The sequence below is a fragment of the Bacillus sp. GW821-FHT11D08 genome, from assembly GCF_058808515.1.
The window spans coordinates 92,779-116,292 of the sequence record NZ_JBXARS010000004.1; the positions used below are offsets into that span (position 1 = coordinate 92,779).

Genomic DNA, 23,514 nt, shown 5'->3' on the forward strand with positions numbered 1-23,514 from the left:
TAGATCTTTTAACACAACGAGTATTATTATATCACAACAACAGTGGTTGAGAAGTTTTTTTAAGAAAATGTTTCGGTTTCTTCATCATGTCTTTTGCTGTCATGCCCCGTTTTTTATCTTACAGCCCGAAAAAATGTTGTCACGTCATAAGGAATGCGTGCATATCATAACAAATAGGTCTTTAAGAAAAAAGAGATGAAAAGATGGATGGAATGGTATATACTTAACCAGGATAATAATTTTTTAAATTTAATAAATATGTTTACTTTACATTTAAATTAGGGTATTATAATAAAAATATTCAGACTTATGAAGGGGGGAGAACATTTGAAAAAAATCTTGTTTTTAAAAGCTTCTATTTTATTTTTAGCGATTGCAAGCTTTCATTTGCTCTCCATTCCCCATGCGTTTGATACTGCTCATCATTTTAAAGCGGTAGCCGACCAGCAGGAAATGCACGAAATGAAGGCCGGCCAAAATGCTGATGATGAGAAAAAATCGCTGACGGGCTCATATATCTTGACGGCGCTTTTTGCCGCTTCTGTCTCACTGATCGTGATATCAGACAGGAGACGCCCCGCTTCCCGGAGAAGACAGCGAAAGAAAAGCTTTTTAATCGCTAAATTTTATCAGTCCTCGTATTTCGATGAGCTTCATGTTCAACATCGCCTATCTATGTAACATAAAATGAGGAGGTTGTTAAACATGTTGTTTATCTTACGAATGGTGATTTTAGGGTTGTTTTCATTCACTGCATTGAATTTATTTGTATGGCAGGGAATCGAAGTCGTTCACGCTATCACTGACTTATTCGGCAGCCATGAAAGCTAAATAGTAAAACCTCCGCTCAATGAGCGGAGGTTTTTTTATTTTATTTTTACTCTTAAACATCAGACGCGGGGATACGCCATACATCTGTTACCGGCCCTGTCTCATCTTCATCGGTAAAGAAGGAGCCGTTGCTGTATCGGTCATTCGCCCGCAAGGACTTCACGGCGATTTCAATTCTCTCGCCTTTTTCTGTTTCCGCAGCGATCATGTCGGCTAAAGCGCACGCGAATACGCCGACTGCGCGATGCGGGTTCTTTTTAAGCTCACGCAGCATGATGACACCGCGCTTCGCCCTGGATGTTTTTTCGAATTCAGATAGGTTCATCCGCTTGATTGCTCCCCGCTGTGTGACAAGGACAAGCGAATCTGTCTCATGCAGGATTTGTCCTGATACGACGGTATCACCGTCTTTTACATTTATGCCCTTTACGCCGGCCGCACGGGCACCGACTACATTTACTTCATCTTCACCGAACCATAAACCGTACCCGAGGCGGGTGGCGATAAACAGCTGGCTGCCGCCGTCTGTGACATGAACATCAATCAGCTCGTCGTCCCCTTTAAGGTTTAGGGCAACAAGCGCTTTCGAGTAACGCTGCGCTTTGTAATGCGTCATTTCAGTTCTCTTCACCATGCCGTTTTTCGTCATAAACAATAAATATGAAGATGGATCAAATTCTTTTACCGGTATAGCTTTCACGATGGTTTCATCACGGTCAATCGTGATGATGTTCGTTACGTGCTGCCCCATGTCTTTCCACCTGATATCGGGAAGCTGGTGAACCGGACAATAAACATAGCTTCCCTTATTGGTAAAGAGCAGGAGAACATCCGTTGTATTCATTTCAAATTGGTGAATCAGCCTGTCAGTATCCTTCATACCGAAATCCTGGCCGTTAGAAGCGGCAAATGACCGCTGACTTGTTCGTTTTACATAGCCGTCTTTTGTGACTGTCACATATACGTCCTCAGAGGCTACCATGACTTCAAGATTGATTTTAATTTCCTCAATCTTTTCTTCAATGACAGACCGTCTGCTGTCAGCATAGGTCTTTTTCAATTTTTTCAGGCTGCTTGTAATGACTTTTAACAGCTTTTTATCATGACTTAAAATGGCTTCGAGCTCCTGAATTTTCTTGCTGAGCTCTTCCGCTTCCTCTTTTAGCGCCGTAATATCCGTGTTTGTCAGACGATACAGCTGCAAGGATACGATCGCTTCGGCCTGCGGCTCCGTAAATGTGAATTTAGACATTACGTTTTGTTTCGCATCTTTCTTGTCGCTGCTTGCCCGGATGACGGCTATGACCTCATCTAACACAGACAGTGCCTTCATCAGTCCTTCAACGATGTGGTGCCGCTCTTTTGCTTTTTGCAATTCAAAGACGGAGCGGTTTGTCACCACTTCCTTCTGGTGGGAAATATACGCATCCAGGATGGCCGTAAGACTCATCAGCATCGGCCGGCGGTTATGTATGGCGACCATATTAAAGTTATAAGTTGTCTGCAGATCAGTGTTTTTATATAAGAAATTCAAAATGCCTTTTGCATCGGCTTCTTTCTTTAACTCAACGACCACCCGAAGCCCCGTGCGGTCAGTTTCATCCCGGACTTCAGAAATGCCTTCGACTTTTTTGTCTATGCGGTATTCATCCATTTTCTTTACGAGATTGGCTTTGTTTACTTCAAACGGAATTTCTGTAATGACGATCTGCTCCCGTCCGCCTCTTACGGATTCCACTTCAGCCTTGCCGCGGATAATAATTTTGCCTTTCCCGGTTTCATAAGCCTTCCGAATGCCGTCGACTCCTTGAATAATGCCTCCTGTCGGAAAGTCAGGCCCTTTAATCACCTGCATCAAGTCATCGACGGTGCAATCCGGAGATTCAATCCGTTTAATGACGGCATCAATGACCTCACCCAGATGATGAGGGGGAATATCAGTCGCATAGCCCGCTGAAATCCCGGTTGATCCGTTGACAAGCAAGTTAGGGAACATGGCGGGCAAAACAACCGGTTCTTTACTAGTGTCATCAAAGTTCGGAACGAATTCAACCGTATTTTTATCAATGTCACGCAAAAGCTCTGATGCGATAGAAGATAATCTCGCTTCCGTATAACGCATGGCAGCCGGCGGATCACCGTCAATGCTTCCATTGTTGCCGTGCATCTCAATCAGGACATTCCGCACTTTCCAATCCTGGCTCATCCGCACCATCGCTTCATAAACGGAGCTGTCACCGTGCGGATGATAATTACCGATAACGTTTCCGACCGTTTTCGCCGCTTTACGGAAATTTTTATCGAAAGTATTTCCGTCTGCGTGCATGGCGTATAAAATTCTCCGCTGCACCGGCTTTAAACCGTCACGAGCATCGGGCAGCGCCCTGTCTTGAATAATGTATTTACTGTAGCGTCCGAAACGGTCGCCGATTACTTCTTCTAACGGTAAATCATGAAATAATTCTGGCTGTGCCACTATTAAACCTCCTCAGCGACCGACAAGTTTTCATTTTCTAAAATATTGCTTTCCTCATCTAATCCGAAGGCAACATTTTTTTCAATCCATTTTCTTCTCGGTTCTACTTTGTCTCCCATTAATGTCGTTACACGGCGCTCTACCCGTGCCGCATCGTCGATCTTGACTCTGACGAGCGTTCGCGATTCGGGATTCATCGTCGTTTCCCAGAGCTGGTCTGCGTTCATTTCTCCCAGACCTTTATAGCGCTGGATGGTATACCCTTTGCCGACTTTCTTTAAAACGCCGTCCATTTCTTCGTCGGACCAAGCATATTCAATAATCTCTTTCTTACCGCTTCCTTTGCTCACTTTGTAAAGAGGCGGAAGGGCGATGAAGACTTTTCCGTGCTCGATTAAAGGTTTCATATAGCGGTAGAAAAACGTTAACAGCAAGACTTGAATGTGCGCGCCGTCGGTATCCGCGTCCGTCATGATGATGATCTTGTCATAATTGATGTCGTCTATCTCAAAATCTGCGCCGACACCGCCTCCGATCGCATGAATAATCGTATTGATTTCTTCATTTTTGAAGATGTCTGCAAGCTTTGCTTTCTCTGTGTTGATGACCTTTCCGCGAAGGGGCAGCACGGCTTGGAATTTCCGGTCTCTTCCCTGTTTTGCAGAACCTCCCGCAGAGTCTCCCTCCACAAGATACAATTCATTCTTCGCCGGATTTCTGGAACCGGCCGGTGTGAGTTTTCCGCTCAGCGTCGCTTCTGATTTTTTGCGTTTTTTGCCGCTTCTCGCTTCTTCTCTCGCTTTACGGGCCGCTTCACGGGCCTGGCTTGCTTTAATCGCTTTTTTGACAAGCAGGGTTGCTGTATCGCGGTTTTCTTCCAGGAAATAAGCAAGATTCTCGGAAATGACGGCATCCGCGGCGGATCTCGCCTCACTTGTTCCAAGCTTCCCTTTCGTCTGGCCTTCAAATTGCAGCAGTTCCTCCGGGATACGCACGGAAATGATTGCGGACAAACCTTCCCTGATATCGGCGCCTTCAAGGTTCTTGTCTTTCTCTTTTAAAAGGGCTACCTTTCGCGCATACTCGTTAAACGCTCTTGTCATTGCCGTTTTGGCTCCTGATTCGTGGGTGCCGCCGTCCTTTGTTCTGACGTTATTAACGAATGACAGCATATTTTCTGAATACCCGTCATTAAACTGAAACGCGAAATCGACTTCAATGTCATGATGCTCGCCTTCAAAGGAAACCACTTCGCATAAAGCGTCTTTTTCCTCGTTTAGATAAGCGACAAACGCTTCAATTCCGTTCTCATAATAAAATACTTCTTTTACGCCGTTCCGTTCATCAATTAATTCTATTTTCAAGCCTTTTAACAAGAAAGCCGATTCGCGCAGACGTTCTGACAGCGTGTCAAAATTATAAACCGTTGCGCTGAACATTGACGGATCAGGTTTAAAATGGGTAAGCGTTCCCGTTTTTTTGGTCGTTCCGATTTTTTCAAGTGAAGTCACGGGCTTGCCGCCGTTTTCAAACCGCTGTTTATAAACATATCCGTCACGCTCAATAGTAACTGTCAGCCACTCCGATAATGCGTTTACGACAGATGCGCCGACACCATGCAGACCGCCGCTTGTTTTATAGCCGCCCTGTCCGAATTTCCCCCCGGCATGCAGCACGGTGAAAATAACTTCCGGCGTCGGCTTTCCGAGCTTATGCATCCCGGTCGGCATTCCGCGTCCTCTGTCTTGTACGGAGATGCTGTTGTCCTTATGTATCGTTACGATAATATGATCTCCGTAGCCGGCAAGAACTTCATCGACGGAATTGTCGACGATCTCATATACCAGATGGTGCAGGCCGCGTGCGTCCGTCGAACCAATGTACATTCCCGGTCGTTTTCTGACGGCTTCCAGGCCTTCAAGCACCTGTATGGCATCTTCGTTGTAATCAAATTGCTGTTTTCTAGCCAAACGTACAAACCCCTTTCAAAAAACCTGCTCTTAATCATTCTCTTTTTTAAATGTTTTCATGTCTTTGTTTTTCAGTATGCGCAAGCTTCGGTCCAATTCTCCTCGGACTCACAATTATAACCAATATGCTTGATTTCGCAACATATTTAAGCGAATGGCTCGTTTTTTAGGCCGCAAGACATACATTCGAACGGCTTTTCATCTTTTTGGTGCCCTTTTCAGCGGATAAGAACATGAGTTCGCTTTCTATTATATAGCTATATGCCGGCCATCGCAAACAGACTGTAAACCCCTGTATAAAGGGGTTTCTAAAAAAGCTGTTCATGCTTTATTGTATCTGTTTCATCATCATACGCAAAGAGTATTCTTTCAATAAAAAAGCAAAAACCCCTGATTTGCCAAGGATTTTTGCCTTTTTTGTTCCTATTTTATAACAGCGCGGGCGACTTTTATACATAAATCCATAACAGCCGTCCGTCCTTTGTCTGTAATCATGCGATACGCTTCTTCATTTGCAAGGCCCTGCTGCGCCCAAAAAACGGGAGCGTCCGTCTGTAAAAATTCTTCAGCGACGCCGGGAAGCTGCTCAGAGCGTCTGAACACATTCACGATATCAATCGGTCCCTCCACGTCTTTTAATGAAGCGACGGCTTTAACGCCAAGCGCTTCATCAATCGTTGGATTGACGGGAATAATTTCATACCCTTCATCCTGCATCGCTTTGGAAACCATGTAAGAAGTCCGGTCGGGACGGTCTGACAGCCCGACGACTGCGATCCGTTTGCTCCGGTCCAGAATTTCTTTAATCTCTGATTTTGAAGGATTTTGCATCTTTACCATCTCCTTTTGATATATTGTACATGACCGCTTCACCGGAATCAAAAAAAGCGCTTTGTCAGCTTAATTCTCAAAAAACTTGTCATCAGACGGTAACAACTCGTGTTAAAATAGAGTGAAGGGACATTGAAAAGGAGAAATGTAGATGTTGATTGCTTTATTGATTATTTTGGCCTATGTAATAGGCAGCATCCCGTCAGGTTTAATCGTAGGCAAACTTGCGAAAGGGATCGATATTAGAGAACACGGAAGCGGCAATTTGGGCGCTACAAATGCTTTTCGCACGCTTGGCGTTAAAGCGGGATCTGTTGTCATCGCAGCCGATATTTTAAAAGGCACCTTGGCCGCGGCGCTCCCATATTTACTGCACGTCCCCATTCATCCTCTTCTCGCAGGGGTGGCAGCAGTAATCGGCCATGTATTCCCCGTGTTCGCAAAGTTTAAGGGAGGCAAAGCCGTAGCCACATCAGGGGGCGTCCTGCTGTTTTATGCTCCGCTGTTATTCGTTACGATGGTTGCAGTATTTTTCGTATTTTTATTCCTTACGAAATTTGTTTCTCTGTCTTCAATGTTAACAGGGATTTATACGATTATTTACTGTCTGTTTGTAAAAGACCCTTATTTATTAGTCGTAGTGACGCTCTTGACCGCGTTTGTTATCTACAGACACAGGGCAAACATCAAACGGATTATAAACAAAACAGAACCGAAGATCAAATGGTTTTGATGAAACTTCAATTTTGACATCAAAATGCCATATGCGTTTATAATAGAGATAATTTCTTTATATGAGAAACAAAAAGGGAGTGTTCCGGATGAACATGAAAGTAACGAAAGGCGCGCTGGATTGGTACAAAGAAGAGCTCGATCTGGAAACAGGCGACCATGTCCGTTTCTTTGTCCGTTACGGGGGATGCAGCAACGTTCAGAAAGGCTTTTCTCTCGGCATTTTAAAAGACCGGCCGATGAACATCGGCACCAGCACGGAAGTTGAAGGCATTACCTTTTTTATTGAAGAAAGCGACTTATGGTACTTTGATAATCACGATTTGTCAGTCACATATTCAGATCAGGCAGAAGAGCCGGTATTTGATTACGTGTAAGAAAAAAAGAACGCAGCGGATGCGTTCTTTTTTTTACAGCCTGAACCTTTTGAGATGATCAGTCAGATGTTCTTTTTCTAATATGCTTCTTTGCGTATCACCGAGCAGGTCAAAGTGGGGAAATTCATTTTTATGGTGAATCCACTCCGGCTTCAGCCCGTACTCCGCTCCCCATCTGATCAGTTTATTGAGATCGCTTGAACCGGCCTTCGTCACGGTCTTAGCCTCCGGAAAGCGGTCGTCCAGCCAGTAATGCGTTAAAAAAGCGATTTTCCCTTCCGATACATCCCGCTTCCATCTTTCCAGTTCCTTACGCGTAATTCCAAATGCCATAACTGCAGCCGCTCCTTATTTTTTTGCCTTTTCGTAAGCGGCATGCCAATCAGGAAAAGCCTTGCGAAACTGAATCGGTTTGAAGCTCTCTTTATCAACGCATATATGAGAGGATGTCGCTTTGATGGCAAGTTCTTGATCCGGATTATAGATGTGGTAGCCGTAAACGGTTTTAAATCCGTTATATTCTTCAATCCAAGTATGTACGACAGCCGTTTCTCCGTAGCGGAGCGGCTTTTTATAAGAAATGCTGATATCCAATACAGGGGACAGCACTCCTCTGTCTTCCATATCCTTGTAAAGGAATCCGAGTTCCTTAATCAGCGCCGTTCTGCCGACCTCCATCCAGACTAAGTAATTGGCATGATAGACGATGCCCATTTGATCTGTTTCCGCATAACGCACTTCTATTTCTTTTTTTGACACATGCAACGTTCTCTGCTCCCTTATTATCAGATTAGCCCCATTTTATCACAACGAGCCGGAAAGAGAAAAAAACCAGGTTTCCCTGGTTTTTATTATGATTGATAGCCGTTTTCTCTTGCAGCCGATTCATCCTGGATTTCACTGCGGAACGATTCAATGCTTTCATTGCGTCTGGCATTCTTCTCTTGAATGCGCTGTTTTTCCTCATCTGTCGCAAATTCCATTGATTCTTTGGCTTCTTCTATATTTTCAATTGTATTCTGGACCATATCCTGCAGCTTTTCAACGTTATCGGAACGGTCATCCGGATTTGGTTTTTGATCATTGTTTGTCATAATGTCTGCTCTCCTTTGTTGATGTTATTCGCCTTTCGTCTGCATGACAATCGGATGTCCGTTTGACTTGTCATGAAACTTTTCCCCTTTGTTGCGTTTATATTTAACGGGTTTTGTCCCTAAGTGGCTCGGAGCGTATTGCGGCTGGCCGTCTTTCTTGTTTATGCCCATGTTCATCCCTCCTTAAGAGTATATTTTGCAAAAGGAGGTGCAAACATGACTGCAAATTAAAGGTTATTTTTGTTTGAACCGCTGCTCCAGCTTTTCTTCAAGCTGATTCAAATATTCCGTATTGGTCATCAGCTCACGTTTATTTTCCATAACCAATTCATGAAAAGAACGTTTTCGCATTTTTTTCAATCTTCTCACCTCCGTGTTTTCATTCATTTTTTCCAATTTTTCAAAACCTAAGCCCTTCACAATAAAAAAACTGAACCTCTATTTGAGATCCAGTTTTTCTTTCATTTCTTTTTTTGTCATCGTGCCTACGCGAATGTGCTGAATGGTTCCTTTTTCGTCTAATATGTATGTTGTCGGATAAGAAAGCACGTTGAAATCTCCGTTAATTCCGCTTTTGTCAATCAGAATAGGAAATGTCAGCTGATAATGATCAGCAAATGATTTCACAGCCTTTATATTTTTTTCAGAGGATGTAAAATTAACGGCTGCTACCGCAATATCAGGATATTCTTTCTGCAGCTCCTGCATATCGGGCATTTCCATTCGGCACGGCTTGCACCACGTCGCCCAGAAATTGAGGAGCACTTTTTTTCCTTTATAATCAGAAAGGGAGATACTTTTTCCTGACAATGTATCAAGTGTAAAGTCAGGGGCTTTCATCCCTTCTTCTGTCCCTTCTTTCGGACTTTTTTGTACAGAATAAATGTTCCAGCCCGCATACACTAACAACCCGATAAGTAACATTCCGCCCAGCCATTTCGCAAGCATCTCAAGGCCTCCCGCATAAAAAGAGAGAAAGCAGACTGCTTTCTCTCCTTTGTTCATTCTGCTACTGTTTCATTTTATCGCGAAGCACCATTTGTAAAATGCCGCCGTGGCGATAGTAATCAATTTCCACTTCACTGTCAAAACGGACAACAACTTCAAATGTTTTTACCGTACCGTCTTCACTGATTGCTCTGACAGTCAGCAAGTCGCGCGGACGTACAGATTCATCAACATCCACCTCGATGACTTCCTTACCGGTTAAGCCGAGTGTATCCGCGTTTTCACCCTGTTTAAACTGGAGCGGCAGCACACCCATGAAGACGAGGTTGCTTCTGTGAATTCTTTCAAAGCTTTCGGCAATGACTGTTCTGATGCCGAGCAGGTTTGTTCCTTTTGCAGCCCAGTCACGTGAAGAGCCCATTCCGTAATCTTTTCCGGCCAGGACGACAAGACCCGTTTTATCTTCTTTATACCGCATGCAGGCATCATAAATAGATGTCACTTTCCCGGTAGGCCAATGTGTTGTGTATCCGCCTTCTGTACCCGGTGCGATTTGGTTTTTAATGCGGATATTGGCGAATGTTCCTCTCATCATGACTTCATGGTTTCCGCGGCGTGAGCCGTAAGAGTTAAAGTCACGAGGAGAAACGCCTTTTTCCTGCAGGTATTTGCCCGCCGGTGTGTCTTTTCCGATCGCTCCGGCCGGAGAAATGTGGTCAGTCGTCACGGAATCGCCGAATTTGCCGACAACGCGAAGTCCTCTTAAAGGCTCAACTTTTCCCGGCTCTACAGACATTTCCTCAAAGAACGGCGGGTTTTGAATGTAAGTGGAATCCTGATCCCACTTGTACAGCGCTTCATCCGTCGTTTCGATTTCGTTCCAGCGCTGGTTGTCGTCAAATACCGTTTCATACTCTTTGCGGAATAATTCCGGCGTAACAGTCTGTTTGACGAGAGAATTGATTTCATCCATGGACGGCCAGATGTCATCGAAATAAACATTTTGTCCGTCATTTCCGACACCGATCGGATCCGTTTTCAGGTTGATATTCACAGTGCCTGCTAACGCGTATGCGACAACAAGCGGAGGTGACGCAAGGTAGTTTCCTTTGACAAGCGGATGGATCCGGCCTTCAAAGTTTCTGTTACCCGACAAGACAGAAGTGATCAAGAGATCATTTTTAGCAACCGCTTCTTCAATCTCTGGAGAAAGCGGGCCGGAGTTCCCGATACATGTCGTACAGCCATACCCTACGAGGTTAAAGCCGAGCTCCTTCATGTAAGGAAGCAGGCCCGAGTTGACTAAGTATCCAGTAACAACCTTAGACCCCGGTGCAAGTGATGTTTTAACATAATTCGGCACTTTCAAGCCTAATTCTACCGCTTTTTTGGCTACCAATCCGGCACCGATTAATACATAAGGGTTTGATGTATTCGTACAGCTTGTAATAGCGGCGATTGCAATCGCCCCTGTTTTCATAACCGCATCTTCACCGCTGTTAAGTTTAAATGAAATTTCTTTGTTCTCTTCAGCAGCATCCGCTCCGAATCCTTGGTTGCCGGCCGGGCTGACAAGATGTTTTTTAAACGTTTCCTGCATAACGGAAAGCGGGATTAAATCCTGCGGACGTTTCGGTCCTGAAAGGTTCGCTTCGATTTTTGACAGATCAATTTCCACAACGTCTGTAAAAATCGGCTCTTCCGCGTCAGGCGTATAGAATAAACCGTTGTTGCGGCAGTATGCTTCCACAATATCGATCTGCTCTTCTTCACGGCCGGTCAGACGCAGGTAAGAAAGTGCTTCCTCGTCAACCGGGAAGAATCCGCAAGTCGCTCCGTATTCCGGCGCCATATTGGCAATAGTCGCACGATCCGCAAGCGGAAGCTCAGCAACACCAGGACCGAAGAATTCAACAAATTTATTGACTACGCCTTTTTCGCGCAGCACTTGAGTGACTTTCAGCGCCAAGTCAGTCGCCGTCGTTCCGTTAGGCAATTTTCCGACAAGTTTCGCGCCGATGACCTCAGGAACAGGGAAATATGAAGGCTGGCCGAGCATTCCCGCTTCCGCCTCAATACCGCCGACACCCCAGCCGAGGACGCCGATTCCGTTAATCATTGTTGTATGGGAATCTGTTCCCACCAATGTATCAGGATATGTCACAAGTTCTCCGTCTTCCTCTTTCGTATGAACGACACTTGCCAAAAACTCAAGGTTTACCTGGTGAACGATACCTGTTGCAGGCGGAACGGCCTGATAATTGTTAAACGCTTTCTTTGCCCAGCTTAAAAATTTATAACGTTCTGCATTTCTTTCGAATTCTAAGTCCATATTAATGGCTAACGCGTCTTCCGTACCGGCTTTGTCGACTTGTACGGAGTGGTCAATGACCAGGTCAACCGGAATTTCAGGATTGATTTTATCAGGGTCTCCGCCGACAGAGGCCATGGCTTTTCTTAAAGATGCCAGGTCAACTACGGCCGGAACGCCTGTAAAGTCCTGTAGAATAACCCGTGACGGTTTAAACGGCACATCGATATCTTTTAATTCAGCAGTACCCCATCTTGCTAAATTTTCAACATGTTCTTTTGTAATGACGCGTCCGTCTACCTGACGCAAAACGGATTCCAAAAGAACCTTAATAGAATAAGGAAGTTTTGAAACATTGCCGACCCCTGCGTCTTCCAATGCTTTTAATGAATAGTAGTTGTATGTTTTCCCATTTGAAGAAAATGTTTTTCTTGCTTGGAAAACGTCTTGTGTTGCGACTTTTTGCTGATTTGTCATTCTCCAAAATCCCCCTTCAATGATCAAGATCGTTCTTTAGATGAATGTTCACATTCCATCACAATTTTCTCACAATTTCATCTTAGTATAAAATCATACATAAGTAAATATCAATGTTTTTATTAAATACAATAAGATCGTCTTATCAGCATGATTTTCGGTAAATTTTGTCCGATTTTCCGCCTCATACAACGGGCTGTAAAGAGCCATATTAATGTTGAGGTGATGATCATGGTAAAACGGAAAGCCAATCATGTCATTAACGGCATGAATGATGCGAAAAGCCAAGGCAAAGGCGCGGGTTATATAGAAAATGACCAGCTCGTCCTGACGGAAGAAGAACGGCAGAACAATAAAAAAAGAAAAACAAACCAATAGCCGGAACACCTTAAAAAGGAGGCTTTAACATGACAAATAAAAATACGAGTAAAGATATGCATAAAAATGCTCCGAAGGGCCATAACCCCGGCCAGCCGGAACCGCTGAGCGGAAGCAAAAAAGTGAAAAACCGCAACCATACAAGACAAAAACATAATACAAGCCACGATATGTAAAACAGACCCCGTGTCTGTTTTTTTGTGCCATTCACCCATTCAAAGCTTCTGCATACGTTATAGCAAGGCTTTTTAATATGGAGGGATGCTTCCATGAATCACTCAAAAAACGCTGAAGAATTTGATGATACGGAAGAATGGCTGCGGCAGTTTTACGAGGACCCGTATGCTTGGTATGACGAGACGCTGCCGATCGATCTATATGAAACAAGCCGTCAATATATCATTGAAGCCGACCTGACGATGCTGAAGCAGGTGCAAGCGATAACCGTCACTCTTTCGGGGAATGAATTTATGCTCTCTGTTAAAACGCTTGAACGGACGTTAAACAAACAAATGGTGCTTCCTTTTTATCTGAATGACAAACATATTTTCACTGATTTCACCAACCATATTCTGACCGTCTCCATGAACAAGGAGCCAAATGAGACTCCTGCCTCATTTTCCTTTCAATTTCCTCTATAACATAAAAAAAGCCGCTTTCATCCCTCAATGGAAGCGGCTTTTTTGTCCGGTCATATCAGTCATATACCCTCAAAGTGAATCTCCCATGGCCAAATAGCAGAATCACTATACGATAGAATATGTTCTAGCAACCGGAATGACTGGACATCTATCATTTTTTCTATTCTTTTTTTCATGTGTTCTTCTATTCTGTCTTCGTTTACAATATGGTTAAAGTAAGGAGGAGATAGAACAATGCTGGAAGGCTGGTTTATGTGGTTTATTTTATTTTGGGTCATCGTGATGATCGGATTGCTGTCTATCGGCGGGTTTTTTATGTTTCGAAAATTTTTAAAACGCTTACCGAAAGAAGACGGCCGGTCAGAACTGGATTGGCAGGACTATTATATTGAAAAAAGCAGGCACTTATGGAATGAGGGTGACAAGGCGTTTTTGGATGAATTGGTCGCCCCCGTGCCGGAGCTCTTTCGGGATGTAGCCAAAGCGAAAATCGCCGGAAAAATCGGTGAACTTTCCTTAGCGGAGGAAGCTGAACAAATAAACCGTGATTTAATCATCAGGGGTTACATACTGGCCACTCCTAAGCGTGATCATCAATTTTTAAAAAAGCATCTCCGTGAAAAACAGATTGATCTTACTCCTTATCAAGCCCTGCTCAAATAAAAAACCTTTCCGGCGCACGGAAAGGTTTTAATTCATCTGAATATCAGCGGTCTTCAGTTCATTCGAAAGTTTGCGGTAAGACAAAAACATCGCGATGCGCCACGGGACAATCATTCCGAAAGCCAGAATCCAAAACATTCCGCTTAAAGCTCCGTAATCAATCGTCGTGCTCAAAATGGATTTCATAGCGATTCTGATAACCAAGAGACCAATCAGGATAAACACAAACGCTTTTGACCGTTTTAAATAGATTTCATTATTTTTAATCTCAAATTTAGATGTTTTAATCAGAAAAATAGAGAAGATCACGCCCAGCGTAATGGCCTCCAAAAATTCTTCGCCCGTCACTCTGAAAATCGGAAAAAGGAACATAAGCGCTCCCGTACTCATGAAAATCGGCGGGAGAATTATTTTTTTAGGTGAAGCGGGCTTGTCGGAGGATTTAATCCTGACGATCATCACGGAAATTGCCATGGCCGCTGCAATAACGGATGAAATTATAATCATCATCTTTATCATTCCTTTGCTTGCACGGAGTTTGATACTATATACTATACTCCAAAAACATAAAAAAAACCAATTTGAAAAGAGAACACGTTTACGTTCCCGTTACCCGGCCTACGGCCTCCAGCACTTTAGATGCTTCAAACGGTTTAACGATAAAGTCTTTAGCGCCTAATTCAATCGCTTCCAGAACGATCCGCTGCTGCCGCATGGCGGTGCACATGATGATCCGGGCTTTCGGGTCAAAAGCTAAAATATCCTGCAGGGCCTGTATACCGTTTTTGACCGGCATGGTAATATCCATTGTCACCAGGTCGGGACGGATTTTTTGATATACTGACAGGGCTTCCTCACCGTCAGCCGCTTCCCCGGCAACTGTGTAATTCGCCGATTCCAGAATCTCTCTGATTTTCACCCTCATGAACTTGGCGTCATCTACAACTAAAACTCGTGTCATATTCCCCTCCACATATTTAACATTAACTAGTCTTATTGTACCAAAAACAAAAGGGTATATAATAGTTCAAAAGTTATTAATCCGTTACAGACCGGTAAATCCTCCGAAAAGATTTGACAGAACGATCAGAATGTAGCTCATCCAGTTAAAAAACAGCATAACTCCGATCAGAATCATAAGAATGCCGCCGATTTTCATGATAAGCAGCTGATGCTTGCGAATCCAATTCATTCTGGTAATAAAAAATGAAAGAACAAGAAAAGGAATCGCAAATCCGAGAACATATAAAAACATATACGGCACTGCTGAAGAAGGATTTGTATTGGCCAGCGAAAACACGGCTCCTAAAATAGGCCCGCTGCACGGCGACCAGCCGGCTGCAAACGCAAGACCGATCAGAACCGAACCGATAAACCCCTCCGGACGGCGCTTAAAGTGAATGCGCCGCTCTTTCATCATGAATTTCGGCTGAAACACACCGGCAGTAATCAGCCCGAAAAGGATCAGCATGATAGCGCCAAACTGGCGGATCGCTTCATGATATTGGGTAAAAAAACTGCCGATAAACGAAGTTCCATATCCCAATGCGATAAAAATCACGGAGAAACCAAGCAAAAAACAAAGTGTATGCACGAGGCCGCGCTTTTGCAGCATCACCTTTTCTGTTTTCACCTCGTCCATACTGACACCAGTTATGTAAGATAAAAAGGCGGGGTACAACGGCAGACAGCATGGAGAAATGAAAGACAAAAATCCGGCCCCAAACGTCAGAAAGTAATTAAAACTCACGATGACACACTCCCTTCGAGTTATGACAAAATCATTTCATTTTTTTAACATTTTCCCGAGAAGGATTACTTTTTATAGAAAAAGCTTATATAATTTAATTTGACATCGAGATATTATACTCCTTCTTATTTGAAAAACAGTATAAATGTGGATATAATAATAGCGACTCAGGTGAAAGATTTATGTATGAAAGGATATATCCCTGTGATTAGAGAGCATCTATTAAATGAAATTGAAAAAAAACGGGCAGAGCTGCTTAAAATCGTCATGACAAACGGAATGACATCAAACATTACGATAGAACTCAGCCAGGAGCTTGACCACCTTCTCATACAATATCAAAAAGAACTGCACACCGGCAGTTGGGGTGAAACATGACGCCAAAATAAAAAACCCTCTCCGGGTTTTTTATTTTTATAACCATGTATATCTATATCATAATCTGTACGTGTTATTTCGCTTGATTATTCATGGCTTTCATCATTTGATTAATTTTCTTTTGAGAAGGTTTCATTCCCATTTGCATCATCATCATGCGTAACATTTGTTCATTAATAGGCGGATTCTTTTTCAAATAGCTCATCATATATTTACGAGCAATAAAAAACCCGAGTGCAACACCTATGAGCAATGCGACAACGCCCACTAGGATGCCAACCCATAAAGTCATTTTATTTCCTCCTTCATGTTGTCTAGTTTAAAGTGTACTAAACCAAAGGCTATTATACAACATTTACATCTCTTTTTCCTCGTTTTTAGACAAAATTTCTTTCTCTGACCGGATTTAACCACCCGTAGCGCCGTGTCTTGAAATCCATTGCAAGAAAACAGGGGCTGATTTTACGCAGAATCTCAAAGAAAATCGTTTCCGCCTCATAATCTCCCGAAGCCGCAATCTCAATTAAACTGTCTTTCATCATGAAGGTGGCGCGGCCCTTTTCTCCGGGCAGTGTAAGCCGGTAAATGGAATCCAAACGGCTGTAACTCATTCGGTTTAAATGCAGCTGGAGACGCTGATGCATATGTATCACCGGAATCGGTTCCGTTATATATTGAACTTGCTTTTCTGTCATTTGATATTCCTGGGGTGTCAGGTCTGTCCAATGATAGTCTCGAAACAACTCAAACATAGCCGTTTCCCGCCCGAAGTAGTGGTTCGCAAACTCATCCTTTATCAGGTGCGTATAGTAATGACGTTCCATTTCCTCATCCCCTTTTACAGCGCTTCGTTATTGTTTTCTATTATACAAAAGGAGAAAAGAAAGAATTGTCTATTACTGTTACGCCGCCCCTTCTATTTTTGTCGCATAAACAGGAAAAAGAGGATGATTTGACTCATCCTCTTTTGTCTCGTTATTTGTTTAAAAGTTTTTTCACGCGGTCAACCACGTTTTCTGCAGTAAACCCGTATTCTTTCATAATTGTTTCTCCCGGAGCTGAAGCACCGAAACGGTCAATTGTGAGCACGTCTCCTTCAAGACCGGTAAATTTACCCCATCCGAAGCTTGAACCCATTTCGATCGCAAGACGTTTCGTCACATTCGGAGGAAGCACGCTGTTTTTGTACTCTGCCGATTGTTTTTCAAAGCGGTCCCAGCTCGGCATGCTGACTACAGATACGTGAATGTTTTCTTCAGCCAGTTTCGCTTGAGCTTCGATCGCAAGTCCGACTTCAGAACCTGTCGCTAAAAGAAGAGCGGCAGGTGATTCCGTTTGGGCTTTGGAAACGATATAAGCCCCTTTTTCCACGCCCGCATACGCTTCTTCAGCCTGCTGATCAATCGTCGGCAGGTTTTGGCGTGTCAATACAAGAGCTGTCGGATGATCTTGGCTTTGAACGGCAACCTTCCATGCAGCTGCGGTTTCATTTCCGTCAGCAGGTCTGATTACAGATAGGTTAGGAAGTGCGCGTAAAGAAGCAAGCTGCTCAATCGGTTCGTGAGTCGGCCCGTCCTCTCCTACGGCAATACTGTCATGCGTGAATACATAAGTGACAGGGAGTCCCATCAATGACGCCAGACGAATGGCAGGTCTTAAATAATCAGAGAATACAAAGAATGTGCCGCCGAATACGCGGAGGCCGCCGTGAAGCGCCATTCCGTTTAATGCAGCGCCCATCGCAAATTCACGGACACCGAACCAGAAGTTTTTCCCGGCGTAGTCTTTGGCCGTGAAGTCTCCACCATTTTTGATTGTCGTTTTATTTGAACCCGCAAGGTCAGCAGATCCCCCGACAAAGAAAGGAATTTTCTTAGCGATCCCGTTCAGCACCTCACCTGAAGATGCGCGGGAAGCAAGGCTGCTGCCTTTTTCATAAACGGGAACTTCCTGATCCCAGTCTTTAGGAAGCTCGCCTTTCATTCCGAGTGACAGCTGTTCAGCAAGCTCAGGATATTTTTCTTTATAAGCCGCGAACAGTTCATTCCATTCCTGTTCTTTTTTCGAGCCGGCTTCTTTTACAGCTTGATTGAAATGCCCGTATACTTCTTCCGGAACATAAAAATCTTCTTCAAACGTCCAAGCATACGCTTCTTTTGTCAGCTTGCTCTCTTCTTGTCCTAACGGAGCGCCGTGAACGCCGGATGTGCCCGCGCGGTTTGGAGAACCGAAACCGATCGTGGTTTTCACTTCGATCAATGTCGGTTTTTTATCATTCTGGCGCGCTTTTTCAATTGCAGCCGTCAATTCAGCGATGTTGTTTCCGTCCTCAACATAAAGAACTTCCCAGTTCATTGCTTCAAAACGCTGCTTTACATTTTCAGAGAAAGAACGGTCTAAATCGCCGTCTAAGGAAATGTCATTAGAATCGTATAATACGATCAGGCGGCCTAATTCAAGATGGCCTGCAAGAGAAGCGGCTTCGGAAGAAATGCCTTCCATTAAATCGCCGTCTCCGCAAATACTGTATGTATAATGATCAACTACGTTGAATGAATCACGGTTATATGTCTCAGCCAGATGGCGTTCTGCAATTGCCATTCCCACTGCCATTGCAATACCCTGTCCAAGCGGCCCGGTCGTAGCGTCTACTCCGGCTGTATGCCCGAACTCCGGATGTCCCGGTGTTTTGCTTCCCCATTGACGGAACTGTTTCAAGTCTTCAATGCTGAGGTCATATCCGCTTAAATGCAGCATGCTGTATAAAAGCATTGAACCGTGGCCTGCTGATAAAACAAAGCGGTCGCGGTTAAACCAGCCCGGATTCTGCGGGTTTACATTCATAAATTTCGTCCACAGCGTATATGCCATCGGAGCGGCTCCCATCGGCATGCCCGGATGTCCGGAATTCGCTTTTTCAATTGCGTCTATAGATAGTGTACGAATGGTGGCAACTGATTTCTTTTCAATTGTATCCATTATAATCCCCTTCCTTATTGTTGTACCTTTTCATCATAAAGCGATGCTGACTTTTTCTCAACTCTTTCAGCTTAAATTTGAGATAAACTTGTTGAAAATTGTCGTAAAGCACATCCTGATATTAGTATATACGAAAAAAGAATACGTATTGCCGTATTCTTTCTGTTTAATGAAGATTATTTTTCTGTTGTTCTCTTTTTAATTTTTCAGGGGTGACATCGTTGCCTTCCGGATCAATCACTTTTACGCTCTTTAACGTATTTTTCATTGAGGAGCGGAATCCTTTCAAATACTCCTGGCGAAGCTTTTGCTGTTCAGCTTTTTCCTCATCCGTTATCGTGTTTGATTTAGCTTTTTGAGCCAATTCGTTAATTCTTGCGATTTTTTCTTTAGAAATCATAATAAGCTCCTTTGGTGCGTGTTGATTATATACTACTAAAACGCAGTCTTTTTTACAACTGATGCGCGTCAGCTGCCTTCTGTGTCTGCGGTATATTCCTGAAACCGCCGGTGAACCGTGGCTTTGGACACATCGTAGCCGAATCCCCTTAAGGTCGCTGCGATTTCTGCAAAGGTAAGCTTGTTGGCTCTCAGCCTGATAATTTCCGAAACCGGAACCTCTTTTTTTTCTTTTCCGCTGTTTTCATGTCTGTTTTTCAGATTCCGTTCAGGTTTGTAGCCGTTTTTCACGGCTCTTTTCATTCCCCGCCGGATTTTCATATTGTGAATTTTCCTTTGATATTCCTCAACAATACTGACGATTTCGAGTACCATCGAATCAGCTTCGGAAAGCTCCAGTTCACCTTTATGAGCCGTCGTATATATTTTTACGTTCTCCCTGTAAATGCAATGCAAAAGCGCAATCTTGGCGTTTCCTCTTCCCAATCTCGTTTCGTCCTGCACCAATATCGCGTCAATATGTGATTTTTTAATTTCATCAAGCATTTCAAATACTCCGTCGCGGTCCATTTCGTAACCGCTGGCTTTCTCAGAAATGACTTTCACGACTTCCATGCCGTTTGCAGCAGCTATCTCACTGAGCTCCTCTTCCTGTCTTTTTAATGATGTTTGCTGCTGTTCTTTGTTTGTGCTTACGCGGGCATAAATGAGCGCCTTCATTTCTCTCTTTCCTCTCTAATTGACAATGGCCAGCTGATATACGGCCGGATGCTTTTTCTTAACCGGAAGAATAAGTTCGTCTCCGGGCTTTATATCAGCAGTTTGGAGATGATTATTCTCCGTCACCCACTCAATGAAATCTTCTTTATTAATGTGTTTCTTTTCTGCTACATGATCCGCAAGTGACCAGAGTGTATCGCCGTCCTGAACCTTTATTTTAACATATTGGCTGAGGGACTGATCATTTCCCGCACATGAGACAAGTAAAATAGCGGCACTTAAAATCGCAGTAAACAGCCCGACAAATATAATAGATTCTTTCGCCATGTAAACAACCTCCGATAAGAATGTTTGTTCGCTTTTTATACCTTTCAGTATATACGAACAAACGTTTCTGTCAATCGTTTTTTTCGAACCTATGTTTGTACTGTCAGGAAAATCATGCTATAATCTACTTAAAATCGACGTTTTGAGGTGCGAAATATGACGAAGCTATCAAAAAGGCAGCTTGATATCCTGCGTTTTATTAAAGAAGAGGTAAAAACGAAAGGATATCCGCCTTCTGTAAGAGAGATAGGAGAAGCAGTAGGACTGGCTTCCAGTTCAACCGTGCACGGCCATTTGGCGCGGCTGGAGACAAAAGGCCTGATCAGACGGGACCCTACTAAACCGAGGGCGATTGAGGTATTGGATGAAGAAGAAGTCCACATTCCGAAAAGCCAGGTCGTAAACGTTCCGGTCATCGGGAAAGTGACGGCGGGTATTCCGATTACGGCTGTTGAAAATATCGACGAGTATTTTCCGCTTCCTGACCGGATGGTTCCTCCGGGCGAACATGTCTTTATGTTAGAAATCATGGGAGAAAGTATGATCGACGCCGGCATTTTTGACAAAGATTACGTCATTGTCAAACAGCAGAACACGGCCAATAACGGAGAAATCGTCGTAGCTATGACCGAAGATGATGAAGCGACGGTCAAGCGCTTCTATAAAGAAGACAATTATGTGCGGCTGCAGCCGGAAAATCCGACGATGGAGCCGATTATCCTGCAAAACGTAAGCATTTTGGGGAAAGTTATCGGCGTATTCAGAGCCGTACATTAATTCTATTAAACTTCATTTATCGTAAAAAACCCCTTACAGAGGGGTTTTTTTGCATAAAAAAAGCAGATTCGCCCTGGCTTAAGAAACGAATCTGCTAAGGAGGAAAAACTTACATTCTTATTATCCGACATCACACTTTTGAAGTCAACTAATAATGTTTCCCTCGAGAAACTTTTCATTCATTTTTCAACTTTGTATATTTGTGCGTGATGAATTTACTTTTGTTTATGTTTTCTTTGGGCGGGTGCATTAAAATTTATATATGAATATTTAGTACATAGTACAATAATTTATATTTAAATATAAAAAAACCCGCTGCCTTTAGCGAGTATCTATTTTCAATCAAAATGATAATATTCTACACCGTAAAACCCTTTAATATAGACGGGGCCACAGACGTTTGAAGAACTTTCAACCAGAATTCTGTATTTGTGATACGGATCAATTGATTTTTTATCCTGGGCACTGAGGTTTAACCAGCTGCCGCTGTAGTTTTTAGAACTTAATGTATAAAAATTCCCGTTCAGCGCCATCCGCTGGAGTTTCATGCTTAAACCGCACGAAGAGTTGTTCATTATGGTGAACTTATATCCTAAAAAGTAATCGTCGGCAGCTACAGCCCCCGGATTTTCAATATGAAACTCTTTTGCATTTCCCTCCAAAGTGAAGCTTGTTTTTGATCCGAATTCAGTGGTAGCCGCTTTAGCTGAGTGTATTCCGCTAAAACATAATAAAAAAACAGCAATACATATCCAGTATTTTTTCATTTGCATCCCCCTTTTTACATATTTTAACTTGTGAATCCTGTGATGTCTATTCACATTTTATTAAAACGTATGCTTTATAACCACTATATACCAGTTTAAAAATTTGCGGATTGCTTACAATGAAGACTAAACGAAATAACGAAGGTGGTTCAAATGAAACACGTAATTGCTTTCGCTTCTAAAACGGCGCTCACACTTGCTTTACTGTACATTGTTCTGGATCTTATGTACCAAGTAACCTTTTTAAACGTTCTGTTTATTACAGTGATCTTAAGTTTAATCACTTATTTTGCGGGTGATTGCATGATTCTGCCGAGAACAAGCAATTTCACAGCCGTTGCAGCTGATTTCGGGATTTCATTCATTATATTATGGATATTCCTTATGAACATTGGCGGATTTAATGTCTCGCCTGCCGCGGCATCGGTTATCTCTGCACTTTGCATTTCTGTTTTTGAGGCATTTTTTCACCGGTATTTGCAGCAATATGTACTTCCCGAAGATTATCAGGACACAACAGAGACGGATAGCACGCTATGGAGCTATCAAACCGAGGCGTCTGAAGAATTAGTGCCGGAAAAAGACCCTCAGGAAAAAACATAAAAAGGAGGCAATCGCCTCCTTCTCTTTTTATTTTTGCTTCTGATCGTCCAGCGGCAGCTGCAGCAGTGAGTCTGTGCCTGTCGCTTTCGGCGTTTTTCCGTCCCATTTTTCAATCCATTTATATTTGATCATTTCATCGGACATTGATTTCTTTATGATTTCGTTATAATCAGCGATCCCTTCCGCTTCAATTTTTTTCTTTTTCGCTTCGGCTTCGGCTATTTTAATTTCAGTTTGTGTCCGTTCAAGTTCCTGTGAAGACTTCACCCTTGCATCGATAGCTTCCTGTGTGGCTTTATCCGGCTTCGGTACGCCAAGCGTCAGATCATCAATTAAAAATCCAAGACTCTTCATATCATCAGCAAATCTCTTTTGAACATCGGCAGCGGCTTCTGCAGATTTTTGCCCGTATGTGTCAATAACCGAGTATTTGCTGATTGATTTTCGCGCCGCATCCCACAGCCTTGTTTTTAAATATGTATTTTCAATCGTTTCAACGTCTACCGCTCCGAATTTGTTAAACAGATCGACTACTTTATCAGGCTGCACGACATAGTTGTAAGCGATATCCATTTCTATATTTTTACCGTCTGAGGTTGCCACTTTTATATTTTCATTATTCACTGTCTGCATACGCACCGGATATTCCGTTACTTTATTAAATAATCCGACTAAGTGCCAGCCTTGGTCCAATGTGTCGGATTTTACCCCGCCATTCGGTGAGTATACAACCCCGACATAACCGTTCGGTATTTTTTCAATGAATAGTGACGCTGTAACGCCCGCAATTAAAAGGGCTGCACCTATAATCACACCGCCGATAATTTTTTTTGTGTTTCCGCGCTTATTTTCGCTCATGCTGATCTTCTTCCTCCCATGACTTTTTGAATTTTTTGGCTCCGCTTCCCACTTGTTTAAAGATTGGACTAAGCATCAGCCATAAACCGAATCCGATGATGACAAGAAGAATGATAGACCCGATCATCACTTTCATTTGCCCACCTCTTTTCTTTCATCCTGTCAATTATGTATACGATCTTAAGAACTTAAAGTTTCATAAATTTCAAAAGAAAAAGCCCCGCCGA

33 protein-coding genes are annotated in these 23,514 nt (G+C 43.2%); 11 read left to right on the plus strand and 22 right to left on the minus strand.

Annotated features, from left to right (window positions below; translation table 11 throughout):
* Positions 1-327: 327 nt before the first annotated feature.
* Positions 328-681, plus strand: a complete 354-nt coding sequence (locus AC1RRX_RS09940; protein ID WP_003153956.1) for a hypothetical protein — start codon at positions 328-330, stop codon at positions 679-681.
* A 24-nt stretch (positions 682-705) separates the two neighbouring features.
* The gene (locus AC1RRX_RS09945) at positions 706-831 is read left to right on the plus strand and encodes a hypothetical protein (RefSeq protein ID WP_013352436.1); all 126 of its coding nucleotides are present in this window, start codon (positions 706-708) and stop codon (positions 829-831) included.
* A gap of 52 nt (positions 832-883) precedes the next feature.
* Here AC1RRX_RS09945 and parC read toward each other — a convergent pair whose 3' ends face one another.
* The 3 genes from parC to AC1RRX_RS09960 all read right to left on the minus strand — a co-directional run bounded on the left by parC (position 884) and on the right by AC1RRX_RS09960 (position 6,108).
* Positions 884-3,307, minus strand: a complete 2,424-nt coding sequence (gene parC, locus AC1RRX_RS09950; protein WP_012117653.1) for a DNA topoisomerase IV subunit A — start codon at positions 3,305-3,307, stop codon at positions 884-886.
* Positions 3,308-3,309: 2 nt separating this feature from the next.
* Positions 3,310-5,277 (minus strand): DNA topoisomerase IV subunit B, encoded by a 1,968-nt coding sequence (gene parE, locus AC1RRX_RS09955; protein WP_007611767.1) that lies wholly within the window; start codon positions 5,275-5,277, stop codon positions 3,310-3,312.
* 423 nt (positions 5,278-5,700) lie between these two features.
* The gene (locus AC1RRX_RS09960) at positions 5,701-6,108 is read right to left on the minus strand and encodes a CoA-binding protein (protein ID WP_007410316.1); all 408 of its coding nucleotides are present in this window, start codon (positions 6,106-6,108) and stop codon (positions 5,701-5,703) included.
* Positions 6,109-6,259: 151 nt separating this feature from the next.
* Between AC1RRX_RS09960 and plsY the strand changes: the two genes are divergently transcribed.
* Entirely contained in the window at positions 6,260-6,841 is a 582-nt protein-coding gene (gene plsY / locus AC1RRX_RS09965) for a glycerol-3-phosphate 1-O-acyltransferase PlsY (RefSeq protein WP_007410317.1), read from the plus strand.
* A gap of 88 nt (positions 6,842-6,929) precedes the next feature.
* The gene (locus AC1RRX_RS09970; RefSeq protein WP_007410318.1) at positions 6,930-7,217 is read left to right on the plus strand and encodes a HesB/YadR/YfhF family protein; all 288 of its coding nucleotides are present in this window, start codon (positions 6,930-6,932) and stop codon (positions 7,215-7,217) included.
* Positions 7,218-7,250: 33 nt separating this feature from the next.
* Here the strand turns inward: AC1RRX_RS09970 and AC1RRX_RS09975 are convergent, their stop codons facing one another.
* The 7 genes from AC1RRX_RS09975 to acnA form a co-directional block, all read right to left on the minus strand.
* Positions 7,251-7,550 carry a hypothetical protein gene (locus tag AC1RRX_RS09975; RefSeq protein WP_007410319.1) on the minus strand — a complete coding sequence of 100 codons (300 nt, stop codon included), beginning with the start codon at positions 7,548-7,550 and terminating at the stop codon, positions 7,251-7,253.
* A gap of 15 nt (positions 7,551-7,565) precedes the next feature.
* Positions 7,566-7,982, minus strand: a complete 417-nt coding sequence (locus tag AC1RRX_RS09980) for a YbgC/FadM family acyl-CoA thioesterase (RefSeq protein ID WP_003153973.1) — start codon at positions 7,980-7,982, stop codon at positions 7,566-7,568.
* A gap of 86 nt (positions 7,983-8,068) precedes the next feature.
* On the minus strand, positions 8,069-8,311 hold the full coding sequence (gene tlp / locus AC1RRX_RS09985) for a small acid-soluble spore protein Tlp (RefSeq protein WP_003153975.1): 243 nt from the start codon (positions 8,309-8,311) through the stop codon (positions 8,069-8,071).
* 24 nt (positions 8,312-8,335) lie between these two features.
* Entirely contained in the window at positions 8,336-8,482 is a 147-nt protein-coding gene (locus AC1RRX_RS09990) for an acid-soluble spore protein N (protein WP_003153977.1), read from the minus strand.
* Positions 8,483-8,545: 63 nt separating this feature from the next.
* Positions 8,546-8,671, minus strand: coding sequence for an FbpB family small basic protein (locus AC1RRX_RS09995; protein ID WP_012117651.1), 126 nt, complete (start codon positions 8,669-8,671; stop codon positions 8,546-8,548).
* Positions 8,672-8,749: 78 nt separating this feature from the next.
* Positions 8,750-9,259: a TlpA family protein disulfide reductase gene (locus AC1RRX_RS10000; protein ID WP_060674238.1), complete on the minus strand. Its 510-nt coding sequence runs from the start codon at positions 9,257-9,259 to the stop codon at positions 8,750-8,752.
* 61 nt (positions 9,260-9,320) lie between these two features.
* Positions 9,321-12,047 carry an aconitate hydratase AcnA gene (acnA, locus tag AC1RRX_RS10005; RefSeq protein WP_017417878.1) on the minus strand — a complete coding sequence of 909 codons (2,727 nt, stop codon included), beginning with the start codon at positions 12,045-12,047 and terminating at the stop codon, positions 9,321-9,323.
* 231 nt (positions 12,048-12,278) lie between these two features.
* Here acnA and sspO point away from each other — a divergent pair, with 231 nt between their 5' ends.
* The 4 genes from sspO to AC1RRX_RS10025 all read left to right on the plus strand — a co-directional run bounded on the left by sspO (position 12,279) and on the right by AC1RRX_RS10025 (position 13,729).
* On the plus strand, positions 12,279-12,425 hold the full coding sequence (gene sspO / locus AC1RRX_RS10010) for a small acid-soluble spore protein SspO (RefSeq protein ID WP_003153982.1): 147 nt from the start codon (positions 12,279-12,281) through the stop codon (positions 12,423-12,425).
* A gap of 29 nt (positions 12,426-12,454) precedes the next feature.
* The gene (locus tag AC1RRX_RS10015) at positions 12,455-12,601 is read left to right on the plus strand and encodes a small acid-soluble spore protein P (RefSeq protein WP_003153984.1); all 147 of its coding nucleotides are present in this window, start codon (positions 12,455-12,457) and stop codon (positions 12,599-12,601) included.
* A 93-nt stretch (positions 12,602-12,694) separates the two neighbouring features.
* Positions 12,695-13,066, plus strand: a complete 372-nt coding sequence (locus AC1RRX_RS10020; protein ID WP_015239929.1) for an Hsp20/alpha crystallin family protein — start codon at positions 12,695-12,697, stop codon at positions 13,064-13,066.
* 234 nt (positions 13,067-13,300) lie between these two features.
* Positions 13,301-13,729: a DUF2621 domain-containing protein gene (locus AC1RRX_RS10025; RefSeq protein ID WP_007410325.1), complete on the plus strand. Its 429-nt coding sequence runs from the start codon at positions 13,301-13,303 to the stop codon at positions 13,727-13,729.
* A gap of 27 nt (positions 13,730-13,756) precedes the next feature.
* Here AC1RRX_RS10025 and AC1RRX_RS10030 read toward each other — a convergent pair whose 3' ends face one another.
* The 3 genes from AC1RRX_RS10030 to AC1RRX_RS10040 form a co-directional block, all read right to left on the minus strand.
* Entirely contained in the window at positions 13,757-14,248 is a 492-nt protein-coding gene (locus AC1RRX_RS10030; protein ID WP_007611735.1) for a CcdC family protein, read from the minus strand.
* A gap of 79 nt (positions 14,249-14,327) precedes the next feature.
* Entirely contained in the window at positions 14,328-14,690 is a 363-nt protein-coding gene (locus tag AC1RRX_RS10035) for a response regulator (protein ID WP_033574804.1), read from the minus strand.
* Positions 14,691-14,774: 84 nt separating this feature from the next.
* Positions 14,775-15,482, minus strand: coding sequence for a cytochrome c biogenesis protein CcdA (locus AC1RRX_RS10040; protein WP_088056486.1), 708 nt, complete (start codon positions 15,480-15,482; stop codon positions 14,775-14,777).
* 201 nt (positions 15,483-15,683) lie between these two features.
* Here AC1RRX_RS10040 and AC1RRX_RS10045 point away from each other — a divergent pair, with 201 nt between their 5' ends.
* On the plus strand, positions 15,684-15,857 hold the full coding sequence (locus AC1RRX_RS10045) for an aspartyl-phosphate phosphatase Spo0E family protein (protein WP_012117647.1): 174 nt from the start codon (positions 15,684-15,686) through the stop codon (positions 15,855-15,857).
* Between the two features lie 73 nt (positions 15,858-15,930).
* Here the strand turns inward: AC1RRX_RS10045 and AC1RRX_RS10050 are convergent, their stop codons facing one another.
* From AC1RRX_RS10050 to yneA, 6 genes are all read right to left on the minus strand, one after another.
* Positions 15,931-16,149 (minus strand): YneF family protein, encoded by a 219-nt coding sequence (locus AC1RRX_RS10050; RefSeq protein WP_003153994.1) that lies wholly within the window; start codon positions 16,147-16,149, stop codon positions 15,931-15,933.
* An 85-nt stretch (positions 16,150-16,234) separates the two neighbouring features.
* Positions 16,235-16,681, minus strand: coding sequence for a sporulation inhibitor of replication protein SirA (sirA, locus tag AC1RRX_RS10055; protein ID WP_003153995.1), 447 nt, complete (start codon positions 16,679-16,681; stop codon positions 16,235-16,237).
* 151 nt (positions 16,682-16,832) lie between these two features.
* Positions 16,833-18,836, minus strand: coding sequence for a transketolase (gene tkt / locus AC1RRX_RS10060; RefSeq protein WP_020955878.1), 2,004 nt, complete (start codon positions 18,834-18,836; stop codon positions 16,833-16,835).
* Positions 18,837-19,002: 166 nt separating this feature from the next.
* Positions 19,003-19,236, minus strand: a complete 234-nt coding sequence (locus AC1RRX_RS10065; protein WP_003153997.1) for a DUF896 domain-containing protein — start codon at positions 19,234-19,236, stop codon at positions 19,003-19,005.
* A gap of 68 nt (positions 19,237-19,304) precedes the next feature.
* A complete protein-coding gene (locus tag AC1RRX_RS10070) occupies positions 19,305-19,955 on the minus strand; it encodes a YneB family resolvase-like protein (protein ID WP_003153998.1) in 651 nt (216 codons plus the stop codon).
* A gap of 15 nt (positions 19,956-19,970) precedes the next feature.
* Positions 19,971-20,282, minus strand: a complete 312-nt coding sequence (gene yneA, locus AC1RRX_RS10075) for a cell division suppressor protein YneA (RefSeq protein WP_003154001.1) — start codon at positions 20,280-20,282, stop codon at positions 19,971-19,973.
* A gap of 156 nt (positions 20,283-20,438) precedes the next feature.
* On the opposite strand from yneA, the gene lexA reads away from it, so the two are divergent.
* Entirely contained in the window at positions 20,439-21,059 is a 621-nt protein-coding gene (lexA, locus tag AC1RRX_RS10080; protein ID WP_003154004.1) for a transcriptional repressor LexA, read from the plus strand.
* Between the two features lie 338 nt (positions 21,060-21,397).
* On the opposite strand, the gene AC1RRX_RS10085 is transcribed toward lexA, so the two are convergent.
* A complete protein-coding gene (locus AC1RRX_RS10085; protein WP_003154006.1) occupies positions 21,398-21,826 on the minus strand; it encodes a hypothetical protein in 429 nt (142 codons plus the stop codon).
* Between the two features lie 153 nt (positions 21,827-21,979).
* Here AC1RRX_RS10085 and AC1RRX_RS10090 point away from each other — a divergent pair, with 153 nt between their 5' ends.
* Positions 21,980-22,429, plus strand: a complete 450-nt coding sequence (locus tag AC1RRX_RS10090; RefSeq protein WP_003154009.1) for a YndM family protein — start codon at positions 21,980-21,982, stop codon at positions 22,427-22,429.
* 27 nt (positions 22,430-22,456) lie between these two features.
* On the opposite strand, the gene AC1RRX_RS10095 is transcribed toward AC1RRX_RS10090, so the two are convergent.
* The gene (locus tag AC1RRX_RS10095) at positions 22,457-23,287 is read right to left on the minus strand and encodes a prohibitin family protein (RefSeq protein ID WP_007410333.1); all 831 of its coding nucleotides are present in this window, start codon (positions 23,285-23,287) and stop codon (positions 22,457-22,459) included.
* Positions 23,274-23,423, minus strand: coding sequence for a DUF8570 family protein (locus AC1RRX_RS10100; protein ID WP_007410334.1), 150 nt, complete (start codon positions 23,421-23,423; stop codon positions 23,274-23,276). Before AC1RRX_RS10100 ends, AC1RRX_RS10095 begins: the two co-directional genes overlap by 14 nt.
* Positions 23,424-23,514: the final 91 nt, after the last annotated feature.

Coding starts and splice junctions, on each gene's coding strand:
- sirA (WP_003153995.1), bottom strand. CDS start 16,681: ATGGAACGTCATTACTATACGCACCTGATAAAGGATGAGTTTGCGAAC.
- AC1RRX_RS10070 (WP_003153998.1), bottom strand. CDS start 19,955: ATGAAGGCGCTCATTTATGCCCGCGTAAGCACAAACAAAGAACAGCAG.
- AC1RRX_RS09960 (WP_007410316.1), bottom strand. CDS start 6,108: ATGCAAAATCCTTCAAAATCAGAGATTAAAGAAATTCTGGACCGGAGC.
- AC1RRX_RS10020 (WP_015239929.1), top strand. CDS start 12,695: ATGAATCACTCAAAAAACGCTGAAGAATTTGATGATACGGAAGAATGG.
- AC1RRX_RS10065 (WP_003153997.1), bottom strand. CDS start 19,236: ATGATTTCTAAAGAAAAAATCGCAAGAATTAACGAATTGGCTCAAAAA.
- AC1RRX_RS09970 (WP_007410318.1), top strand. CDS start 6,930: ATGAACATGAAAGTAACGAAAGGCGCGCTGGATTGGTACAAAGAAGAG.
- plsY (WP_007410317.1), top strand. CDS start 6,260: ATGTTGATTGCTTTATTGATTATTTTGGCCTATGTAATAGGCAGCATC.
- AC1RRX_RS10050 (WP_003153994.1), bottom strand. CDS start 16,149: ATGACTTTATGGGTTGGCATCCTAGTGGGCGTTGTCGCATTGCTCATA.
- tlp (WP_003153975.1), bottom strand. CDS start 8,311: ATGACAAACAATGATCAAAAACCAAATCCGGATGACCGTTCCGATAAC.
- AC1RRX_RS10090 (WP_003154009.1), top strand. CDS start 21,980: ATGAAACACGTAATTGCTTTCGCTTCTAAAACGGCGCTCACACTTGCT.
- AC1RRX_RS10035 (WP_033574804.1), bottom strand. CDS start 14,690: ATGACACGAGTTTTAGTTGTAGATGACGCCAAGTTCATGAGGGTGAAA.
- acnA (WP_017417878.1), bottom strand. CDS start 12,047: ATGACAAATCAGCAAAAAGTCGCAACACAAGACGTTTTCCAAGCAAGA.
- tkt (WP_020955878.1), bottom strand. CDS start 18,836: ATGGATACAATTGAAAAGAAATCAGTTGCCACCATTCGTACACTATCT.
- AC1RRX_RS10000 (WP_060674238.1), bottom strand. CDS start 9,259: ATGCTTGCGAAATGGCTGGGCGGAATGTTACTTATCGGGTTGTTAGTG.
- AC1RRX_RS09975 (WP_007410319.1), bottom strand. CDS start 7,550: ATGGCATTTGGAATTACGCGTAAGGAACTGGAAAGATGGAAGCGGGAT.
- AC1RRX_RS09945 (WP_013352436.1), top strand. CDS start 706: ATGTTGTTTATCTTACGAATGGTGATTTTAGGGTTGTTTTCATTCACT.
- AC1RRX_RS09990 (WP_003153977.1), bottom strand. CDS start 8,482: ATGGGCATAAACAAGAAAGACGGCCAGCCGCAATACGCTCCGAGCCAC.
- AC1RRX_RS10015 (WP_003153984.1), top strand. CDS start 12,455: ATGACAAATAAAAATACGAGTAAAGATATGCATAAAAATGCTCCGAAG.
- yneA (WP_003154001.1), bottom strand. CDS start 20,282: ATGGCGAAAGAATCTATTATATTTGTCGGGCTGTTTACTGCGATTTTA.
- lexA (WP_003154004.1), top strand. CDS start 20,439: ATGACGAAGCTATCAAAAAGGCAGCTTGATATCCTGCGTTTTATTAAA.
- AC1RRX_RS10095 (WP_007410333.1), bottom strand. CDS start 23,287: ATGAGCGAAAATAAGCGCGGAAACACAAAAAAAATTATCGGCGGTGTG.
- AC1RRX_RS10025 (WP_007410325.1), top strand. CDS start 13,301: ATGCTGGAAGGCTGGTTTATGTGGTTTATTTTATTTTGGGTCATCGTG.
- AC1RRX_RS10030 (WP_007611735.1), bottom strand. CDS start 14,248: ATGATAAAGATGATGATTATAATTTCATCCGTTATTGCAGCGGCCATG.
- AC1RRX_RS10100 (WP_007410334.1), bottom strand. CDS start 23,423: ATGAAAGTGATGATCGGGTCTATCATTCTTCTTGTCATCATCGGATTC.
- AC1RRX_RS10085 (WP_003154006.1), bottom strand. CDS start 21,826: ATGAAAAAATACTGGATATGTATTGCTGTTTTTTTATTATGTTTTAGC.
- sspO (WP_003153982.1), top strand. CDS start 12,279: ATGGTAAAACGGAAAGCCAATCATGTCATTAACGGCATGAATGATGCG.